Genomic DNA, 18,717 nt, shown 5'->3' on the forward strand with positions numbered 1-18,717 from the left:
GACAAATGACTGCTACGGCAACGGAGCCGGGCAGGGCGGGGGCGACCCGGGACGACCGGGTCGCCAGCCGTTCCCTCGCCGCCCGGTTACTGAGCCGGCCCGAGGTCGGGTCGCTCATCGGCGCAATCGTGATCTTCCTGCTCTTCATGGCGGTGGCGGTCCCCTTCCGCAACATCGCCAACGTCGGGACGATCCTCTACGGGGCCTCGACCATCGGCATCATGGCCGTCCCCGTGGGACTGCTCATGATCGGCGGCGAGTTCGACCTGTCCGCGGGCGTCGCGGCGACCACCTCCGGCCTGTCCGCCTCCCTCATCGCCTGGAACCTGGGCCTCAACGTCTGGGTGGGCGTCATCCTGGCGCTCGTCGTCTCCGTCGCCGTCGGCGCGTTCAACGGGTGGCTGCTGTTCAAGACCGGCCTGCCGAGCTTCCTCGTCACACTCGGCACCTTCTTCATCCTGCAGGGCGTCAACCTCGGCGTGACGAGGCTGCTGACCGGCAACGTCGCCACCGCCGACATCAGCGACATGGACGGCTTCGTCAGCGCGCAGAAGGTCTTCGGCTCCGAGATCACACTCGGGCCGGTCACCCTGAAGGTCACCGTCCTCTACTGGGTCGTGCTGACCCTGATCGCGGCGTACGTCCTGCTGCGCACCCGGGTGGGCAACTGGATCTTCGCGGTCGGCGGCGACTCCGCCGCGGCCCGGGCCGTCGGCGTCCCCGTCAAGGCGACGAAGATCGGCCTCTTCATGGCCGTCGGCTTCTGCGCCTGGCTGTCCGGCATGCACCTGCTCTTCCAGTTCAACACCGTCCAGTCCGGCGAGGGCGTCGGCAAGGAGTTCATCTTCATCATCGCCGCGGTGATCGGCGGCTGCCTGCTCACCGGCGGATACGGCTCGGTGATCGGCGCCTCGATCGGTGCGCTGATCTTCGGGATGACCCAGCTCGGCATCAACTACGCCGGATGGAACCCCGACTGGTTCAAGACGTTCCTCGGGGTGATGCTGCTGCTCGCCACCGTCGTGAACGTGTACGTCAAGCTGAAGGCGGACAGACGATGAGCTCCGCGACCGTCGAGCGGCACGACGCCGCGCACTCGGACACCCCCATCCTCACCCTCGACGACGTGGGCAAGAGCTACGGCAACGTGCACGCGCTGCGCGGTGTCAGCCTCAACGTCCGCCAGGGTGAGGTCACCTGCGTGCTCGGTGACAACGGAGCAGGCAAGTCCACCCTGATCAAAATCATCTCCGGCCTGCACGAGCACACCGACGGCACGATGACGCTCGACGGCGTCGAGTGCCGTTTCCCGTCCCCGCGCGCCGCCCAGGCCAGCGGGATCGCCACCGTCTACCAGGACCTCGCCCTCGCGCCCCTGATGTCGGTCTGGCGGAACTTCTTCCTGGGCAACGAGATCCACAAGGGGCTGTTCCGCACACTGGACATCGCCCGGATGAAGCGGATCTGCGACGAGGAGCTGGCCAAGATGGGGATCATCATCCCCGATCTCGACCGGCCGGTGGGCGGCCTCTCCGGCGGCCAGCGCCAGTGCATCGCGATCGCCAGGGCCATCTACTTCGGGGCGAGGGTCATCATCCTCGACGAGCCGACGGCCGCGCTCGGCGTCAAGCAGTCCGGCGTCGTCCTGAGGTACATCGTCAAGGCCCGCGACGCCGGCCTCGGCGTCATCTTCATCACCCACAACCCGCACCACGCCCACCTCGTCGGCAACCACTTCGTGATCCTCAAGCTGGGCCGCGTGGTGCTCGACGCCCACCGCGACGAGCTAACGCTGGAGCAGCTCACGACGGAGATGGCGGGCGGCCAGGAGCTCGCGGAGCTGAGCCACGAGCTGCGCGGGGTCGACCCGGGCAAGGTCGTCACGCCCGCCGAGGTGGAACACGGTCAGGTGGAGGCCCCCGCCCGCCCGCAAGAGGAGGAACCGAGCGCATGAGTGCGGCACCCTTGCGGGTCGGGGTCGTCGGCGTCGGCCTGATGGGCGCCGACCACGCCGAGCGCCTCGTCCACCGCATCGCCGGAGCGGACCTGGTCGCGGTGTCCGACCCCGACACCGCGAGGGCCGCCGAGCTGGCCGCCCGCTTCGACGGCGTCCGCGCCGTCGGCGACCCGCTCGACCTCATCGCCGACGAGGGCGTCGACGCCGTGCTCATCGCCTCGCCCGGCTTCGTCCACGAGGAGCAGGTCCTCGCCTGCGTCGAGCGCGGCAAGCCCACCCTGTGCGAGAAGCCGCTGACGATGGACAGCGAGTCGTCGCTGCGTGTCGTCGAGGCCGAGCGCAAGGCCGGCCGCCCGCTCGTCCAGGTCGGCTTCATGCGGCGCTTCGATCCCGAGTACGCCGAGATGAAGCGGCTGATCGACTCCGGCGACCTCGGCCGGATCCTGCTCGTGCACAACACGCACCGCAACCGGAGTGTCGCGGACTCGTTCCGCTCGGAGATGATCGTCCGCGACTCGCTCGTCCACGAGGTCGACGTCTGCCGGTGGCTCTTCGGCGACGAGATCGAGACGATCACCGTGCTCGCCCCGAAACCCACCGGAGAGGCCGCCGAGGGGATCCTCGACCCCCAGGTGGCGATCTTCCGGATGGCCGGCGGCGGCATGGCCACGAGCGAGGTCTTCGTCAACAGCCAGGTCGGCTACGAGGTGCGCTGCGAGGCCGTGGCCGAGCGGGGCAACGTCACGATCGGCCTCGGGCAGAGCGTGTTCGTCCGCCGCGCCAACCAGTACGGCGGCCGCATCCCGGACGACTTCCGTGACCGCTTCGCCAGAGCCTACGACGCGGAGGTCCAGGCCTGGGTCGACGCGTCGCGCCGCGGCGAGGTCGTCGGGCCCACCGCCTGGGACGGGTACGCCGCCACGGCGGTGTGCACGGCCGGCATGGAGTCGCTCGCGACCGGCAGGCCCGTCACCGTCGCCATGGCCGGCCGGGCAGACGTCCTCGGGGGTGACCGGTGAGGCTCGCCCTCGATCCCCAGACCATCCACGACCGCCTCGGCCGACGGGCCGCGCCCCCCGCCTTCGCACCCCCCGGACCACCGGCACACCGCCGACCATCCAGCACGTAGAAGGACCGTGAACACCGTGAGCACCGAACCCGCCCGCATCACCCACCTCGTCGGGGGCCGCCCGTGGGAGGGCACCTCCGAGCGAACCGGCGAGGTCTTCAACCCCGCCACCGGAGCGGTCACCGGCCGCGTCGACCTCGCGTCCGCCGGCCTCGTCGGCGAGGTCGTGGCCACGGCCGCGGCCGCGTGGCCGGGCTGGGCCCGCACCTCCCTCGCCAAGCGCACGCAGGTGCTCTTCGCCTTCCGCCAGCTCCTCAACGAGCGCAAGCACGAGATCGCCGCGCTGATCACCGCCGAGCACGGCAAGGTCCTCGACGACGCGCTCGGCGAGGTGACGCGGGGCCTCGAGGTCGCCGAGTTCGCCTGTGGCATCCCGCATCTGCTGAAGGGCGGGTTCAGCGAGAACGCCTCCACCAACGTGGACGTGTTCTCCATCCGGCAGCCGCTCGGCGTCGTCGGCGTGATCTCGCCGTTCAACTTCCCCGCCATGGTCCCGCTGTGGTTCATCCCGGTCGCCATCGCCTGCGGCAACGCCGTGATCCTCAAGCCCAGCGAGAAGGACCCCTCGGCGGCCCTCGCCGTGGCCCGGCTGTGGACCGAGGCCGGCCTGCCCGACGGGATCATGAACGTCGTCCACGGCGACAAGGAGGCCGTCGACACGCTGCTGACCCATCCTGACGTCAAGGCCGTCTCGTTCGTCGGCTCCACCCCCATCGCCCGGTACGTCTATGAGACCGGGACCGCGAACGGCAAGCGGGTCCAGGCCCTCGGCGGCGCCAAGAACCACATGCTGGTCCTGCCCGACGCGGACCTCGACCTGGCCGCCGACGCCGCCGTCAACGCGGGCTTCGGCTCCGCGGGCGAGCGCTGCATGGCGATCTCCGCCCTCGTCGCGGTCGACACCGTCGCCGACGAACTCGTGGAGAAGATCAAGGACCGGATGAGCAAGCTGCGCACCGGCGACGGCACCCGCGGCTGCGACATGGGCCCGCTCGTCACCGGTGCGCACCGCGACAAGGTGAGCGGCTACGTGGACGCCGGGGCCGCCGAGGGGGCGACCGTCGTCGTCGACGGCCGCGACGGCGAGTTCGACGGCGGCGCGGACGGCTTCTGGCTCGGCCCGACGCTCCTCGACCACGTCACCACCGACATGTCCGTCTACCGTGACGAGATCTTCGGCCCGGTGCTCTCGGTCGTGCGGGTGAAGTCGTACGAGGACGGACTCCGCCTCATCAACGCCAACCCGTACGGCAACGGCACGGCGATCTTCACCAACGACGGCGGCGCCGCACGGCGCTTCCAGAACGAGGTGGAGGTGGGCATGGTCGGCATCAACGTGCCGATCCCGGTGCCGGTGTCCTACTACTCGTTCGGCGGATGGAAGAACAGCCTCTTCGGCGACACCCACGCCCACGGCACCGAGGGTGTGCACTTCTTCACCCGCGGCAAGGTCGTCACCTCCCGGTGGCTCGACCCGAGCCACGGCGGGCTCAACCTGGGCTTCCCGCAGAACGACTGACCGCTGTGACGTGTGACCTCACCCCGAGCCGGGGTGAGGTCACACGGTCATGCGGAGGCGGCCCCCGGTCAGCGGCTCAGCTTGGCCGCGGCCTGGGCCGCGAGGCGCTCGGCCAGGACCTCCGGGGACGTGCCCGCGTCGAGCGCCTCCTCGACGAGCGCGGCCTGGGTGGGCGGGGCCATGCCCCCGATCGGCCGGTCGCGGTCGAGGTTGGTGGGGAAGGAATAGCCCTCGGCGGTGGCGGCCACGACGTTGGCCAGGGCGCGGCGATCCCACCCCGCGGCCTTGCGGGAGAGCAGCGCGGGGTAGACCGCGTTCACCATGCGCTCGCGGTCGACGGTCTCCATGGCCCGCCCGAACGCGGACGAGACCTGCAGCAGGTTGGCCATCCGCCTGATGTCCGCCGAGTGGTTCGACCCGGCGGCGTGGAACAGCGCCGGGTTGAAGAAGACCGCGTCGCCCTTGCCCAGCGGCAACTGGATGTGGTGACCGGCGAAGTAGTCCTGGAACTCCTTCAGCCGGTAGGCGAGGTAACCGAGGCCGTACTTCTGCGAGTGCGGCAGGTAGAGCGTCGGACCCGACTCCACCGGCATGTCGCAGTGGGCGACCGCGCCCTGGAGGGTCAGCAGAGGGGAGAGATCATGCACGTGCGCGGGATACAGCGCCGAGACCTCCGGCGACTGGAAGCCGAGGTGGTAGTCCCGGTGGACCGTCTGCCCCTCTCCCCCGGGGTTGACGACGTTGACCTGGGAGGTGACCTGGTAGCCCGGGCCCAGCCAGGCGGTGGACACCAGGGCGACGGCGTCGTCGGCGTAGTAGTCGGCGAAGGCCTCCGGATCGGCCACCGCGAGCTTCTCCAGCGCGTTCCAGACCCGGTCGTTGGCACCGGGCTTGGCGAAGTGGTCGCCGACCGCGACCCCGGACGCCCGCTGTTCCTCGATCATCCGCGTGAACGCCGCGCTGACCCGATCGACCACGGCGGGGTCGAAGGCCCCCTCGACGACGACGATGCCGGGCCCCGCCGACAGGGCGTGGGCGATCTCCGCCTGCAGGGGGCGCCCGCCGTCGGGCTCGGCCGCCGCGCCCCGCAGCACGGCCGCGGCGTACACCGGGACCTCCTGCTCGACGCGGTCGGCGTTCGGATGGTCGGCGCGGTCGGTGCGCGCCTTGAGCACCTGGAGGAGATCTTCGAGCCGGGCGTCGCCGGCACGCAGCCGGCCCTGTGGAGCGGTGGCCATGGAATCCTCCTGTAGACGACGGAGTCGGCGTTTCCTCCAGCATGTTGCGGACCGTCGGGCCGTACCAGCGGCGAAGTGCCTCAAGGCGGCCGTCAGCGCGCGACCAGGGCCAGCGCGGCGAGGACCGACGCACCGAGCACGGCCTGTTCGAAGCGGGCCTGGCTGATCCGCCGCGCCACGTGGAGGCCCGCCCAGCCGCCGACGAGGACCAGCGGCGCGAGGACGAGCGCCAGGGTCATCGTCTCGGTGTGGAACAGCCCCAGGCTCGCGCTGAAGGGCACCTTGCAGAGGTTCACGCCGAAGAAGAAGAACGCGCCGGTCCCGAGGAAGCGCCGCTTCTCCACCCCTCGCGCGATGAGGTACAGGGTCATCACCGAGCCCGCCGCGTTCGCGATCATGGTCACGAATCCCGCGGCGAGGCCCGCTCCCACCGCGGCCGTCCTCCCGGACGCGATGCCACCGGCCGCCGGAGGGCGCCAGCGCAGCAACAACTGGAGGACGGCCATGATCACGAGCAGTACGCCGATGACGCGCCGCAGCAGGTCGTCGTCGACCACGGCGAGGAACAGCGCGCCCAGCACGAGCCCGGGCAGCACCGCGGGGATGAGCCGGCGCAGCAGCGACCAGTCGCAGTCATGGCGGTAGTGCCAGACCGCCATGACGTCCCCGACGAGCAGCACGAGCAGGATGGCCGCCGTCGACTCCCTGGCCGGCATCAGACTGGCGAAGACGGCGACCGAGATGGTCGCCAGACCGCCGATCGCGGTCTTGGCGAATCCCACCAGGAGCGCCGCCACCCCGAACAGGACCGCGACGGCCACGGTCATCGGGGAGCCCCCGTGGTGGCCCGGACCACCAGGGCCGGCGCCACGACCACCGGGTTCCCCGGCGGCTCTCCTCCATCGAGGCGGGACGCGGCGCGCTCGATGGCCAGGCGGCCCAGCGCGTCCGCGTCCTGCCGAACGGTCGTCAGGGCGATGTGGGCGTAGGACGCCGCCCGGATGTCGTCGAACCCGACGACCGACAACTGCTCGGGGACCTTCAGCCCGGCACGGCGGACCGCGTCGACGAACCCGAGCGCGCAGCGGTCGTTGAAGGCCGTCACCGCCGTCGGCCCCTCCCCCGGAGGCAGGCCCAGCAGCACGGCGGCGGCCCGGGCGCCGTCCTCCTCGGTGAGGCCACCGGGCAGGAGCGGCATCGGGGGAAGGCCGAGGCGGCGCACGGCGCTCCGGTAGCCCCGGCGGCGCTGCGCCGCCCCCGGCGCCCGGCCTCCGTCCGCGTGGACGATGCGTCGATGGCCGAGCCCGTGGAGATGCGTCACCGCCTGGCGCAGGCCCTCCGCATCGTCGGTGCGCACCACGTCGACGCCTTCCACGCGCACGTCGCGCAACACGCTGACGGTCGGCAGCCGGCCCGCCAGTTCGGACAGTGCCGGGGACGGCAGCGCCGAGCCGACCAGGACGATCCCCTCACACCGCTCCGCGAGCAGGGCGCGGACCGCCTCCTCCTCGGAACGGCGCGGGGTAACTCCGCTCAGCACCACCTCGTAGTCCGAGACGGCCGCCGCGGCGTACAGGCTGTCGATCAGATCGCCGTGGAAGGCGTGGCCGACGCCGAACACGACGCCGAGCATCCGGGTGCGGGTCCTGCCCAGACGGCTGGCCCGCCGGTCCGGCTGGTAGCCCAGATCGGCGGCCGCGGCGAGCACCCGCTCGCGGGTGCCCTCCGAGGCGCCCACCGCGCCGCGGAAGACGATGGAGACCAGCGCCCGGGAAACACCCGCGCGGGCGGCGACGTCCTCCATGGTCGGGCGAGCGACACTCATGCGGACCACTGTAACTGGAGCGCTCTAGTCGCGCGCCCTTGACGAGGCGCCGAGGTCGGCGCGATGCTCGTACTAGAGCGCTCTAGTCTAGGAGTCTTCGTGCCCTTCCCCTCCCCTCTTCCCGAGCCGGTGCGCTTCGGGCTCATCGGCGCCGGCCGCATCGGCACCTTCCACGCCACCACGCTCGCCCGGCGCCTTCCGGAGGCCGAGTTGGTCGTCGTCGCCGACCCCGCGGGCGGGGCGGCGGAGCGGCTCGCCGCACCACTCGGCGCCGCGGCCACCACCGATGTCGACGCCGTGCTGGCCGACGATCGCGTCGAGGCGGTGGCCGTCACCTCCTCCTCGACCGCGCACGCGGACCTCGTGATCAGGGCCGCCGCGGCGGGCAAGGCCGTGTTCTGCGAGAAGCCGATGGCGATGACCCTCGACGAGGCGGACGAGGCGATCGCGGCCTGCGAGCGGGCGGGCGTGCCCCTGCAGGTCGGGTTCAACCGCCGCTTCGCCGCCGACTTCGCCGCGGCCAAGAGGATCGTCGAGGACGGCGGCGTCGGCACGCCGCAACTCCTCCGCTCGCTCACGCGCGACCCCGGCCTGGCGGATCCCGGGGCGGTCCCGCCGTGGACGATCTTCACCCAGACGCTCATCCACGATTTCGACACCCTCAACTGGTTCAACTCCGGCGCGGCGGCCGTGGAGGTCAACGCCATGGCCGACGCCCTCGTCGCACCCGGTTTCCGCTCCGCCGGGCTCCTCGACACCGCCGTGGTGACCATCCGGTTCGGCAACGGCGCGCTCGCCACGGCGGAGGCGAGCTTCTCCGCGGCCTACGGTTACGACGTGCGCGGCGAGGTCTTCGGCTCCGCCGGGATGGTGACCGTCGGCACCCCGGCCCAGCCTGCCGTACGGCACTGGAGCGGCGCCGGCGTGGCGGGCCCGACCGTGCGTGCGGACACCGAACTCTTCCCCGACGCGTACGCCGCCGAACTGGCCGCCTTCTGCCTGGCGGTGCGTGAGGGCACCCCGCCCCTGGTGGGAGGACACGACGCGCGGGCCGCGTTGCGGATCGCGCTGGCGTGCGTCGCGTCGGTCGAACGCGGCGCTCCGGTCCGCGTCGGCGAGATCGACCGGCCCGAGGAGGCCGCCGTATGAGCACGCGCGGCAGGCAGGGCCCGTTCACGTTGGCGGTCTGCGCCGAGATGGTCTTCCGTGAGCTGCCCGTGGCCGAGCGGGTCCGGCGGATCACCGAACTGGACTTCCAGGTCGAGATCTGGGACTGGACCCGCCACGACATCGGCATGCTGGCCGCCCTCCGCGAGGAGGGGGCCGTCTACTCCTCCATGACCGGCTACGTGCGGGGAGGTCTCACCGATCCGGCCGCCGCGGACGAACTGCTCGCGACCGCCGCGGAGTCCGTGGCGGTGGCGCGGCGGCTCGGGATCCCGAGGCTCAACCTGCACGGGACCGGCCTCGACGGTGACGGCCTGCCGGTGGTTCCGGCGACGGAGGTGACCGGCGCGATGTGGCTGGCCGCACACCGCACGCTCGGCCGGATCGCCCGCCTCGGGCAGGAGCACGGGGTCACCTTCGTGCTCGAGAACCTGAACACCGCCGTGGACCACCCGGGCGTGCCCTTCGGCCGGGCGGAGGACTGCCTGGCGCTCGTGGAGTCGGTCGGCGGCGACCATCTGCGGCTGATGCTCGACCTCTACCACGCCCAGATCGGCGAGGGGAACCTCATCGAGCTGTGCCGCCGGGCCCTGCCGTGGATCGGTGAGATCCAGGTGGCGGACGTGCCGGGACGCTGCGAGCCCGGCACCGGCGAGATCAACTACCCCGCCGTCGCACGGGCCCTGGCGGCCATGGGCTACACCGGCACGATCGGCCTGGAGGGCTGGGCCTCCGGGGACGGCACGGCGGCCCTGCGCGCCTTCCGGGACGCCTTCACCGTCGAGTCCTCCGTACGCGGCACGGAGATCACAACCATCCCCTCCGTTTGAACACCATGTAGAGCACGGCGGAGGCCAGGACCATGGCGACCAGAGCCAGGGGGTAGCCCAGGACCCAGTGCAGCTCCGGCATGTGTTCGAAGTTCATGCCGTACACGGTGCCGATGAGAGAGGGAGCGAAGATGATCGCCGCCCAGGCCGAGATCTTCTTGATCTCCTCGTTCTGGGCGTAGCTGGCCTCGGTCAGGTGCTTGACCTCCTCGTTCTGCGCCTGACCGATCAGCGCCGCCTTGATGGTGAGGGTGGTCTGGTAGAACTCGATGACCCCCTGGAGGTACTCCCGCTCGCCGTCGGCCACGCGGCGGATCCGCTCGAACTGGCCGGCGATGTCGACCACGAGGCGCTGCCCTCCGGGCGAGATCCGCGTGAGACCGGCCATCCCCCCGTAGATCGCGCTGCTCAGCGCGCCCATGGTCCGTACGGCGAGCAGGCCGTGGCGGGCGCGGAACAGCTCGTTGAGGAACTCTTCGGGTTCGCCGACGTGCCCGCCGGTGACCCGCTGCTCCAGTCGCCACACGTCGCTGGTCACCGTCTCCACGTACTCCTCCTGGTTGCGGATCAGAGCGGAGACGATCGCGTGGGACAGTTCGAAGGCCGTGGCGGGCCGCAGGCGCCCGGCCTTGATCCGTGACAGGACGGCCCGGGTCTCGCGCAGCGCGATCTCCGGATCGACCGCCGGGTTGATCGGGCCGTGGACCGTCACCAGGTAGTTGCGGCCGACGAACTGGTCGAGCTCGATGTAATGCACGTGGCCGCGCTCGCCCCGCTCCGGCGTGTGCAGGACGACGAACACGTGGTCCAGGTAGGCGTGCATCTTGGGCACCCGGTTGCGTTCGACGCAGTCCTTGACCGCCATGGGATGGAAGGCGAACACCTCCGACAGCACTCGTGCGGCGTCTCTGTCGCAACTCGGGATGTCCACCCACACCAGGCCGTCCTGCCGGGCGAGCAGCCCCGCCAGTTCCTCGACGGTACGCTCCTCGATCCCCTCGTCACCGATCAGGCGCACGTCCATTCGGCCTCCACCCCCGAGCGCAACCGCTGGACCAGACCCCGGCGCCGTGTTGCCCCACTCATTCGATCCTGCCAGGGCGGCCATTCCCATCTCGGTCATGGACCCCCGAATCCACCCATCATGGAACCTCCCCCGTCAATCGGGCGTAGCGATGCGAGCCGTACCCGTAAGGATCGAATCAAGATTCCCGTGGCAAACGACTGATCAGCTCATATTTGGTCCATGACGATGATTTCCTCGTGGCGAGCGGCGGACGTCCGGCAGTGGCACGGCCGCGGCATGGAGCAGTTCCATCACCCCCGTCCCGCCTGCTTCGGCCACGGATCGTCCCTCCGGCCCACGGAGGAGCGCCGCCTGCTGACGGAGGGTCTCAGCGGAACGGTGCTGGAGATCGGTGCGGGCGACGGGGTCAAATTCGCCTGCTACCCGAACACGGTCCAGGAGATCGCCGTCGCCGAGACCGATTCCTTCCTGCTCGACACGGTCCGCCTGAACTGCGAGCGGGGACCGGTCCCGGTCTACCGGGTCGCCGGCGACGTCACCCGCCTCCCGGTGCCGGACGGCGCGTTCGACGCCGTCGTCTGCTCGCTGATCCTGTGCACCGCGCCCGACCTCGGGCAGTCCCTCGCGGAGGTCAAGCGGGTGCTCAAGCCCGGCGGCGAACTGCGCTTCTACGAGCACGTGCGGTCGGCCAACCCCCTCGCCGCGGTCGCCGAGAGTCTCGTCACGCCCCTCTGGTCACAGGTGTGCGGGGGCTGCCACCCCGCCAGGGACACGCTGACCGCCATCGAGACGGCCGGGTTCGTGGTCGATCACGTGTTCCGGTTCTCCGTCCTCGCGGTCAGCCATGTGATCGGCGCCGCCAGGAAGACCGCCTGACGGCCGGCCACCCGACCGCCGGCGGCGGGAGGTCATGTTCTCGGGGTCCCCTGGCCCGGCCTGGCCGGAGCCGCCGCCCGATCACGCAGAGCGGCCGCGCGGACGGCGAGAGCCTGCGACAACGCTTCGCAGTCGTCGAGGGTGAGCGGAGCCCGCGGCAGGAGATACAGCAGCCCGGCGGGCCCGTCGACGAGGTCGACCGGCAACGGGCGGGTGGGCGCTTCGATGGATGTGGTAGTCACAATGGGCGTCATTCTGCCGCCTGGCACCGACAGAAATCGCGGCATTTGTTCGCGGACCGGCGGCCGCGCGTCTTCAGGCGGGAGCCGTCCCGTGCTGACGGGCGAGCCAGGCCGCGTAGTGCGGGCGTTCGGCGATCGCCTCACGATGCGCCTGCGCCGCGAACGCGGTCAGCTCCTCGGCACGCCGGGCGAGCGGGCCGTCGCGGCGCCAGGCCACGAGATGCCGGAGCCACAGCGGATTCCCGGCGAGCGGGCGCACCACGATGCCCGGACCGTCCTGCACCGTGGCCTGGCAGGGTGAGACCGCGTGCCCGCCGGCCACCAACTGCCGGATCATCGTCTGCTCGGTCATGCTGTGCGGGACCCGTGGGGTGAAGCCCGCCTCCTGACACGCGGAGTAGACGCACTCGGGCCAGCCGACGCCGTCGGGCGGCGAGATCACCCAGTCGTCCCCGGCGAGGTCGGCCAGACGCACCTCCTGCTCGCCTGCGAGCGGGTGCCCACTGCTCATGAGCACGAAGACCGGCTCGGTCGCCACGAGCCGCATGCCGACCGAGGGGACGGGGGGCAGTTCGTTTCCCGGGTAGTCGACCAGGGTCGCCGCGTCGAGGCGGCGCGAGGCCAGCAGGTCGAGCAGGAGCCGCGGGGAGTATTCGGTGTGCACGGTGATCGACACGCCCGGCACCGCGAAGAGCCGGCTGAGCAGGCCGGACAGCATGGGCGTCACATATCCCCCGATGCGCGCCACGTCCGACTGGTCATCGTCGGCCCTGACCCCGCTGAGCAGTTCGTCCACGGTGAGCAGGATGGATCTGGCCCGGGTCAGCACGAACTGGCCGAAGGGCGTCGGGGTGATGCCGAGGCGTCCGCGCCGGAAGAGCTGCCCGCCGAAGGCCCCCTCGACCCGCTGGAGCTGGGCGGTGAGCGCGGGTTGCGACACCCCGACGGCGATGGCGGCCTTGCTGAGGCTCCCGGCGTCGGCGATGGCGCAGATCACCCGCAGGTGGCGAAGCTCCAGCTGCACAGCAGCCCCTCCTTTCACCCCTATAACGCCAGGAATATACCTCTTCAGGATTTGCGGCATATTTCGTAGTTCGCCCAGGGTGGAGCCGAGACCGATAAGAGGAACGCCGCATGCCCGTCACCCACCGCCACTCCGGATACGTCTTCACGGACCACACGATCACGGTCCCGCTCGACCACGCCGCCCCAGGCGGCCGGACGATCGAGTTGTTCGCCCGTGAGGTGATCGCCGCGGACCGGGAGCCTGCGCGCCTGCCCTGGCTGCTCTACCTCGAAGGCGGCCCGGGCAACAGGGCCCCGCGCGAGCTCCCCGCCTGGCTGGAGCGGGCGAGCCGGGACTTCCGGGTGGTCCTGCTCGATCAGCGGGGCACGGGACGGAGCACGCCCGTCACCCGGCAGACCCTGACCGATCTCGCCGTCTCCGCGGACGACCTGCGCCACTTCAGGGCCGACGCCATCGTGCGCGATGCCGAACTGCTCCGGGCCCACCTCGCGGGTGACCGCCCGTGGACCGTTCTCGGCCAGAGCTTCGGCGGGTTCTGCGCGCTCACCTACCTGTCTCTGGCCCCGGAGGGCCTGCGTGAGGTGATGATCACGGGTGGGTTGCCGTCGCTGACCGCCTCGCCGTACGACGTGTATCGGGCCGCCTACCCACGCGTCCTGGCCCACAACGACCGCTTCTTCGCCCGCTATCCGGGTGACCAGGAAATCGCGGCAAAGGTCGTGGATCACCTGCGGGACGACGAGGTGTCACTGCCGGGCGGCGACGTGCTCACTCCGCGCCGGTTCCAGACCCTGGGCATCACGTTCGGCCAGGAGCGGCGCTTCGACCTCCTCCACCACCTGCTGGAGGAGGCGTTCATCGGGAACGGCCGGCTCTCCGACGCCTTCCTGCGCCGGGTCGACTCCGTGGTCTCCTTCGCCGAACGCCCCCTCTACGCCCTGCTGCACGAGATGATCTACTGCCAGGGCGAGGCCTCCGCCTGGGCCGCACACCGGGCGTCGGCCGCGTTCCCCGAGTTCGACCTGGAGCGGGGCGGGCCGATCCGGTTCACCGGCGAAATGATCTTCCCGTGGCACTTCGACGAGGACCCCGCGCTGGCGCCGCTGCGCTCGTGCGCCGAGCGACTCGCCGCCTACAGCGCCTGGCCGCACCTGTACGACCCCGACCGCCTGGCCCGCAACACCGTGCCGGTGGCCGCGGCGATCTACCACGACGACATGTACGTCGACCGCGAGCACTCACTCCGTACGGCCGGCGCGGTGGGCGGCCTGGTCCATTGGATCACCAACGAGTACGCCCACGACGGCCTCAGCCGCGGCCCCGCCGTACTAAACCGACTGATCCACATGGTCCGCCGCTGACCGAGGCCGGATCTCCCCCGGCCTCCTGACGGCACGGCGGCATCGGTCGGCGGGACGTCATCCCCTGCTTCGAGAGGCGCGGCTCCCCGTGGATGACATCCCGCCGGGCTCACCAGGTCTTGCCGGCCTGCTCCCGGATCGTTCGGTTGATCCGGTTGAAGAAGTTGGTCAGCGCGATCTCTAGGTTGATCGCGGACAGCTGCCCCTCGTCGAAGTGAGCGGCGGCGGCGTCCCAGATCTCGTCGGTCACCCCTGGCGCGCCGTCCTGGATCCGGGTGGCGGCCTCGGCCAGCGCGAGTGCGGCTCGCTCCGCCTCGGTGAAGAAGGGCGTCTCGCGCCAGGCGACCACGTTGTGCAGCCGCTCGTCGGTCTCCCCGTGCTTCTTGGCCGCCGCCACCCCGGCAAAGACGCACGGGCTGCAGCCGTTGATCTGGCTGGCCCGCAGGTGGACCAGCCCGAGCACGAGCGGGTCGACGCCGCCGGCGTGAATCGCCTTGTAAAGGTGCTGGATCGCCGTCATCACGTCGGGATTCGCCGGGCTCTTCATGCGTGCTTCCATCGGTCTTGCTCCTTCATCGGTTACCTGGGCCCCTCTGGGCCCGTCATCACCCATGACGGAGCAGATCCGAGGAAGGTAACAACATGTCCGATACCAGCCCGGCGGACCCGGTGGGCGAGGCGTTCGAGGCCCAGCGCGACCGGCTGCGCGCGGTCGCCTACCGCATGCTCGGATCGCACGCCGACGCCGAGGACGTGGTCCAGGAGGCCTGGCTGCGCCTGGCCCGCCAGGACGCCGCGACCATCCACAACCTCGCCGGCTGGCTGACCACGGTGGTCGGCCGGATCAGCCTCGACGTCCTGCGGTCGCGCCAGACGCGTCCTGAGGCGTCCTACGACGACCAGTTGCCCGAACTCGTCGTGACGGCTGACGACGGCCCCGCGCCGGAGGACGACGTGGCGCTCGCGGACTCGGTCGGGCTTGCGCTCCTGGTCGTCCTGGATTCGCTCGGGCCGAGCGAGCGGCTGGCGTTCGTGCTGCACGACCTGTTCGGGGTGCCGTTCGACGAGATCGGCCAGATCCTCGGCAGGTCCGCCGACGCCGCCAAGATGCTGGCCAGCCGCGCTCGCAGGAAGGTGCGGGAGACCGAGCGACCGACGGCCGCCGGTCGGGAGCAGCGCGAGGTGGTCCAGGCCTTCCTGGCGGCGGCTCGCCGCGGCGACTTCGAGGGGTTGCTGCGCGTGCTCGACCCTGAGGTGAGGCTGACCGTCGACACCCCCGACGGTGCGGTCGTCATCCTCGGCGCCACCAAGGTCGCCGAAGGCGCATCCGCGCGAGTCGCCGCCGGTGCGGCCGCGAGAGGGCGAGCAGTGCTCGTCAACGGCCTTCCCGGGTTCGTCGCCTGGCGCGAGGACGGAACTCCGCTCTCGGTCATGGCGTTCACCGTCGTCGACGGCCGGATCGTCGCCATCACGACCGTGATCGCCCCGGCCAGGCTCGCGTCGATGAACCTGCCGGATCCGGGGTGAGTCCGCCGAGCCGACCGGCAAATGCAATTCAATCGCCAACAATGGTCGGAATGGTCTTTTGTCTGGTCGCGAATTCGCCAGTGAGGTCAGAACGCGCAAATAGTAATTACAGTCACCATTAAGCCATAAATCCAGAGTTATCCCTACTTGGGATGGGCACGCGGGGCACTGCGGGGCGGATAGTGCAGGCACACTCCGATTTGTCGCTGGAGGTCCCCCCGTGCGCATTCCCAGGCCGTTCACGGCCTTGGCGGCCCTCTCGATGACCGCCGTCTTCCTCACCGTCCCCGCGGCCCAGGCCGGAGCCGACACCACCACCGCTGCCGTCGGCAGCGCGACCGTGGTGCCGCTCCAGGTCACCGGTGATCCCGCCAAGCGCTTCAACCTGATCATCATGGGCGACGGCTACACCGAGGGCGAGCAGTCCACGTTCGCCGCGGACGCCGATCATCACCTCAACGTGTTGTGGTCGATCGAGCCGTACAAGTCGTACCGCAACTACTTCAACGTCTACCGGGTCGACATCGTCTCCGGCGAGTCCGGCGTCGGCTGCGACCCCGACCTGTCAGCAGGCCGGAAGACCACGCCGTTGAGCATGGGCTTCTGGGGCGGCTGCAACGCGTCCAGCGTCCAGCGGCTGCTGACCCTGAACAACTCGGCCGCCAACTCCTACGCCAACATGGTCGCGGGAACCCGCAGCGCCAACCGGCAGATCCTGGCGCTGGCCAACAGCGGCACGTACGGCGGCGCGGGCGGCACCTATGCCACCGCCTCGGGACACAACTCGATGTCGGCCCTGATCGCCCCGCACGAGATCGGCCACTCCCTCGGCGGCCTGGACGACGAGTACTCCTACTACTCGCGTGGCGTGGACGGCGGACCGTACGCGGGCGGGGAGCCCTCCTCCGCGCACCACACGTTGCTGACCGAGCAGCAGATGCTCGACCAGCAGAAGAAGTGGTGGCGCTGGCTCGGCGAGCCCAGCGAGGCCGGCGGCCTCATCGGCAGATACGAGGGCGGCCTGTACAAGAGCAGCGGCGTCTGGCGGCCGAGCCAGCACTCGATCATGCGGACCCTGGGCTACTACTACGACCAGGTCAGCCGGGAGATCATGACCCAGAAGATCGCGGCCAAGGTCAGCCTCATCCAGGGCAGCACGCCCACCACCTCTCCTGTCGGCGCCGACCGGGTGCTGTGGGCCGAGCCGATGCACCCCAACACCCATTCGCTCACCACAGCGTGGAGCGTGGACGGCACTGAGCTTTCCGGCCACGGCACCTCGCTCGATCTGCGCACGCTGAGCCTGTCGCCCGGCACGCACAAGGTGACCGCGACCGTCGCGGATCCGACCGGCTTCGTCCGGGACCCGGCCATCCGCACCGCGCTCACCGCGACCCGCACATGGACGGTGGACACGAGCCTGACCACCACCCCCGCGGCGACCGGCCCCGGCTTCCTGTCGTCCACGCCGACAGGTCTGCCCGTGGCCCGCGAGGAGGTCGTCTACGCCGAGACCACCCACCCCGACGACGGCGTCCCCTCCGTCACCTGGGCTCTCGACGGCGCGCGTCTCGACGACACCGACGGGGACCTCGACCTGGGAGCCGTACAGCTCACGCCCGGCGACCACACCCTCACCGCCACCTCGGGCGGCCAGACGCTCACCTGGACCGTGGACGACTCACTGCCCACGACCGAGTACGAACTCTCCGAACCGCTGGCCGGGTCGGGCGACGCCTACGTCTACAACGGTCCCTTCACCATGAAGCTCACCGGCCAGGACGACCAGCCCGGATACGTCGTGCGTGAGTCGCGGGTGGACGGTGACGGATGGTTCAACTACTTCGGCTGGCCGACCTCCGCCGACCTGCCGTGGCAGTTCAGCGAGAGCGGAACCACCATCGACAGCCTCACGTACGGCAAGCTGCCCCGCGGCGCGCACACTGTCGAATACCGCTCCATCGACGCGGCCGGCAACTACGGACAGCCGAAGAGCTTCAAGGTGACGACCCTCGCGGCGCCGCCGGAGTGCACCACGACGATCACCGGCCCGCGTAAGGGGGCTCTCGTCGTCACCTCGGGAGTCACCTGCCTGAACGACGCCGAGATCAGCGGCGCTGTGACGGTGCGCCGTGGCGCGTCGCTGGTGGTGAACGGCGGCACGATCAAGGGCGGGCTCACGTCGTCGTCCGCCGCCCAGGTTCACCTGCTCAAGGCCCACGTCAACGGTTCGATCGCCATCTCCGGGACGACCGGGGCGCTGGTGATCGCCGGCTCCGACATCACCGGGGCGGTGAGCCTGACCGGCAACACCACGACTGACCCGGCCGTGGTCACGGGCACCACCATCCACGGCGCGATGGCCTGCGCCGCCAACACGCCCACGCCCTCCAACGCCGGAGTGGCCAACGACCTCACCGGTGCCGGCGCCCAGTGCGGCGGCCTCGTCACGACGTCCCAGCCCAAGAACCGGAACCTGTCCTACGAGGCGGTCCAGCCCGCGCGAGGCTGACGCCGAATTCCACCGAGAACCCGCGGGGCGTCCTCATCTGAGGGCGCCCCGCGCGCATGCCGAGCCTCCGTCGATATCGGCTGGTGAGCCGCTGAAGCACCCGGCCCATCGCGGTGCCCACCGTCGCGCCGGCCCTGCGATCGGGCGTCAGGAGCATCGAGACCGTCGCGGCGACATCATCGGAAATCCGGCGTTGACACGCTATTTATGCCTGCGGGCGGACTCGTCATCAGGAAGGCGTCAACGTCGCTTGCCTGGCGCTTCACGAGCCGACAGAGTGGATTCTCGACCGAATCGGGCACCCGGAAGGGAGGGAAGCATGACACCGCGGATCGCCTGCACGGAGATCTCCGGCCGCGCGTGCCTTCTCTCCTTGTTTGTGCCCGTTCGATGTCACGTCCCTTGAGCCGGGACGTCCGTACGGGTGGCGGGTCCCCGTTGCACATTCAGACCGACCCGTTCCGCGCCGTGACCACGATC

The 18,717-nt window shown here is 70.6% G+C and carries 17 protein-coding genes; 10 read left to right on the forward strand and 7 right to left on the reverse strand.

Going from position 1 to position 18,717, the window contains the following annotated elements; genetic code table 11:
• Nucleotides 1-5: 5 nt before the first annotated feature.
• The 4 genes from Pmi06nite_RS17020 (at nucleotide 6) to Pmi06nite_RS17035 (ending at nucleotide 4,605) form a co-directional block, all read left to right on the forward strand.
• Nucleotides 6-1,061, forward strand: a complete 1,056-nt coding sequence (locus Pmi06nite_RS17020; RefSeq protein WP_203953991.1) for an ABC transporter permease — start codon at nucleotides 6-8, stop codon at nucleotides 1,059-1,061.
• Nucleotides 1,058-1,954, forward strand: a complete 897-nt coding sequence (locus tag Pmi06nite_RS17025; RefSeq protein WP_203953992.1) for an ATP-binding cassette domain-containing protein — start codon at nucleotides 1,058-1,060, stop codon at nucleotides 1,952-1,954. Before Pmi06nite_RS17020 ends, Pmi06nite_RS17025 begins: the two co-directional genes overlap by 4 nt.
• A complete protein-coding gene (locus Pmi06nite_RS17030) occupies nucleotides 1,951-2,976 on the forward strand; it encodes a Gfo/Idh/MocA family protein (RefSeq protein WP_203953993.1) in 1,026 nt (341 codons plus the stop codon). Before Pmi06nite_RS17025 ends, Pmi06nite_RS17030 begins: the two co-directional genes overlap by 4 nt.
• A 126-nt stretch (nucleotides 2,977-3,102) precedes the next feature.
• A complete protein-coding gene (locus Pmi06nite_RS17035) occupies nucleotides 3,103-4,605 on the forward strand; it encodes a CoA-acylating methylmalonate-semialdehyde dehydrogenase (RefSeq protein WP_203953994.1) in 1,503 nt (500 codons plus the stop codon).
• Nucleotides 4,606-4,673: 68 nt separating this feature from the next.
• Here the strand turns inward: Pmi06nite_RS17035 and Pmi06nite_RS17040 are convergent, their stop codons facing one another.
• The 3 genes from Pmi06nite_RS17040 to Pmi06nite_RS17050 all read right to left on the reverse strand — a co-directional run bounded on the left by Pmi06nite_RS17040 (nucleotide 4,674) and on the right by Pmi06nite_RS17050 (nucleotide 7,668).
• Nucleotides 4,674-5,843, reverse strand: a complete 1,170-nt coding sequence (locus Pmi06nite_RS17040) for a phytanoyl-CoA dioxygenase family protein (RefSeq protein WP_203953995.1) — start codon at nucleotides 5,841-5,843, stop codon at nucleotides 4,674-4,676.
• Nucleotides 5,844-5,935: 92 nt separating this feature from the next.
• Nucleotides 5,936-6,670 carry a sulfite exporter TauE/SafE family protein gene (locus tag Pmi06nite_RS17045; protein ID WP_203953996.1) on the reverse strand — a complete coding sequence of 245 codons (735 nt, stop codon included), beginning with the start codon at nucleotides 6,668-6,670 and terminating at the stop codon, nucleotides 5,936-5,938.
• Entirely contained in the window at nucleotides 6,667-7,668 is a 1,002-nt protein-coding gene (locus tag Pmi06nite_RS17050) for a LacI family DNA-binding transcriptional regulator (protein WP_203953997.1), read from the reverse strand. Before Pmi06nite_RS17050 ends, Pmi06nite_RS17045 begins: the two co-directional genes overlap by 4 nt.
• Before the next feature lie 99 nt (nucleotides 7,669-7,767).
• On the opposite strand from Pmi06nite_RS17050, the gene Pmi06nite_RS17055 reads away from it, so the two are divergent.
• The gene (locus tag Pmi06nite_RS17055) at nucleotides 7,768-8,817 is read left to right on the forward strand and encodes a Gfo/Idh/MocA family oxidoreductase (protein ID WP_203953998.1); all 1,050 of its coding nucleotides are present in this window, start codon (nucleotides 7,768-7,770) and stop codon (nucleotides 8,815-8,817) included.
• Nucleotides 8,814-9,665 carry a TIM barrel protein gene (locus Pmi06nite_RS17060; protein ID WP_203953999.1) on the forward strand — a complete coding sequence of 284 codons (852 nt, stop codon included), beginning with the start codon at nucleotides 8,814-8,816 and terminating at the stop codon, nucleotides 9,663-9,665. Before Pmi06nite_RS17055 ends, Pmi06nite_RS17060 begins: the two co-directional genes overlap by 4 nt.
• On the opposite strand, the gene Pmi06nite_RS17065 is transcribed toward Pmi06nite_RS17060, so the two are convergent.
• Nucleotides 9,643-10,689, reverse strand: coding sequence for a magnesium transporter CorA family protein (locus tag Pmi06nite_RS17065; protein WP_203954000.1), 1,047 nt, complete (start codon nucleotides 10,687-10,689; stop codon nucleotides 9,643-9,645). The genes Pmi06nite_RS17060 and Pmi06nite_RS17065 overlap by 23 nt on opposite strands.
• A gap of 222 nt (nucleotides 10,690-10,911) precedes the next feature.
• Between Pmi06nite_RS17065 and Pmi06nite_RS17070 the strand changes: the two genes are divergently transcribed.
• Nucleotides 10,912-11,568 carry a class I SAM-dependent methyltransferase gene (locus tag Pmi06nite_RS17070; RefSeq protein ID WP_203954001.1) on the forward strand — a complete coding sequence of 219 codons (657 nt, stop codon included), beginning with the start codon at nucleotides 10,912-10,914 and terminating at the stop codon, nucleotides 11,566-11,568.
• Between the two features lie 32 nt (nucleotides 11,569-11,600).
• Here the strand turns inward: Pmi06nite_RS17070 and Pmi06nite_RS17075 are convergent, their stop codons facing one another.
• Nucleotides 11,601-11,810, reverse strand: coding sequence for a hypothetical protein (locus Pmi06nite_RS17075; RefSeq protein ID WP_203954002.1), 210 nt, complete (start codon nucleotides 11,808-11,810; stop codon nucleotides 11,601-11,603).
• A gap of 73 nt (nucleotides 11,811-11,883) precedes the next feature.
• Nucleotides 11,884-12,834, reverse strand: a complete 951-nt coding sequence (locus Pmi06nite_RS17080) for a LysR family transcriptional regulator (protein WP_203954003.1) — start codon at nucleotides 12,832-12,834, stop codon at nucleotides 11,884-11,886.
• Between the two features lie 110 nt (nucleotides 12,835-12,944).
• Here Pmi06nite_RS17080 and Pmi06nite_RS17085 point away from each other — a divergent pair, with 110 nt between their 5' ends.
• A complete protein-coding gene (locus tag Pmi06nite_RS17085) occupies nucleotides 12,945-14,198 on the forward strand; it encodes an alpha/beta fold hydrolase (RefSeq protein ID WP_203954004.1) in 1,254 nt (417 codons plus the stop codon).
• 109 nt (nucleotides 14,199-14,307) lie between these two features.
• Here the strand turns inward: Pmi06nite_RS17085 and Pmi06nite_RS17090 are convergent, their stop codons facing one another.
• On the reverse strand, nucleotides 14,308-14,757 hold the full coding sequence (locus tag Pmi06nite_RS17090; protein WP_203954005.1) for a carboxymuconolactone decarboxylase family protein: 450 nt from the start codon (nucleotides 14,755-14,757) through the stop codon (nucleotides 14,308-14,310).
• 83 nt (nucleotides 14,758-14,840) lie between these two features.
• Here Pmi06nite_RS17090 and Pmi06nite_RS17095 point away from each other — a divergent pair, with 83 nt between their 5' ends.
• Together Pmi06nite_RS17095 and Pmi06nite_RS17100 are read left to right on the forward strand one after the other, a co-directional pair.
• The gene (locus Pmi06nite_RS17095) at nucleotides 14,841-15,725 is read left to right on the forward strand and encodes a sigma-70 family RNA polymerase sigma factor (RefSeq protein WP_203954006.1); all 885 of its coding nucleotides are present in this window, start codon (nucleotides 14,841-14,843) and stop codon (nucleotides 15,723-15,725) included.
• Between the two features lie 220 nt (nucleotides 15,726-15,945).
• Nucleotides 15,946-18,237, forward strand: a complete 2,292-nt coding sequence (locus Pmi06nite_RS17100) for a M64 family metallopeptidase (RefSeq protein WP_239113971.1) — start codon at nucleotides 15,946-15,948, stop codon at nucleotides 18,235-18,237.
• The last annotated feature ends 480 nt before the right edge of the window (nucleotides 18,238-18,717 follow it).

Source organism: Planotetraspora mira (genome assembly GCF_016863275.1).
Lineage (GTDB): Bacteria > Actinomycetota > Actinomycetes > Streptosporangiales > Streptosporangiaceae > Planotetraspora > Planotetraspora mira.

Excerpts from the sequence above, each read along its gene's own strand:
- Pmi06nite_RS17050 (WP_203953997.1), bottom strand. The coding sequence starts at position 7,668 with ATGAGTGTCGCTCGCCCGACCATGGAGGACGTCGCCGCCCGCGCGGGT.
- Pmi06nite_RS17095 (WP_203954006.1), top strand. The coding sequence starts at position 14,841 with ATGTCCGATACCAGCCCGGCGGACCCGGTGGGCGAGGCGTTCGAGGCC.
- Pmi06nite_RS17030 (WP_203953993.1), top strand. The coding sequence starts at position 1,951 with ATGAGTGCGGCACCCTTGCGGGTCGGGGTCGTCGGCGTCGGCCTGATG.
- Pmi06nite_RS17085 (WP_203954004.1), top strand. The coding sequence starts at position 12,945 with ATGCCCGTCACCCACCGCCACTCCGGATACGTCTTCACGGACCACACG.
- Pmi06nite_RS17040 (WP_203953995.1), bottom strand. The coding sequence starts at position 5,843 with ATGGCCACCGCTCCACAGGGCCGGCTGCGTGCCGGCGACGCCCGGCTC.
- Pmi06nite_RS17090 (WP_203954005.1), bottom strand. The coding sequence starts at position 14,757 with ATGGAAGCACGCATGAAGAGCCCGGCGAATCCCGACGTGATGACGGCG.
- Pmi06nite_RS17060 (WP_203953999.1), top strand. The coding sequence starts at position 8,814 with ATGAGCACGCGCGGCAGGCAGGGCCCGTTCACGTTGGCGGTCTGCGCC.
- Pmi06nite_RS17065 (WP_203954000.1), bottom strand. The coding sequence starts at position 10,689 with ATGGACGTGCGCCTGATCGGTGACGAGGGGATCGAGGAGCGTACCGTC.
- Pmi06nite_RS17070 (WP_203954001.1), top strand. The coding sequence starts at position 10,912 with ATGACGATGATTTCCTCGTGGCGAGCGGCGGACGTCCGGCAGTGGCAC.
- Pmi06nite_RS17025 (WP_203953992.1), top strand. The coding sequence starts at position 1,058 with ATGAGCTCCGCGACCGTCGAGCGGCACGACGCCGCGCACTCGGACACC.
- Pmi06nite_RS17020 (WP_203953991.1), top strand. The coding sequence starts at position 6 with ATGACTGCTACGGCAACGGAGCCGGGCAGGGCGGGGGCGACCCGGGAC.
- Pmi06nite_RS17045 (WP_203953996.1), bottom strand. The coding sequence starts at position 6,670 with ATGACCGTGGCCGTCGCGGTCCTGTTCGGGGTGGCGGCGCTCCTGGTG.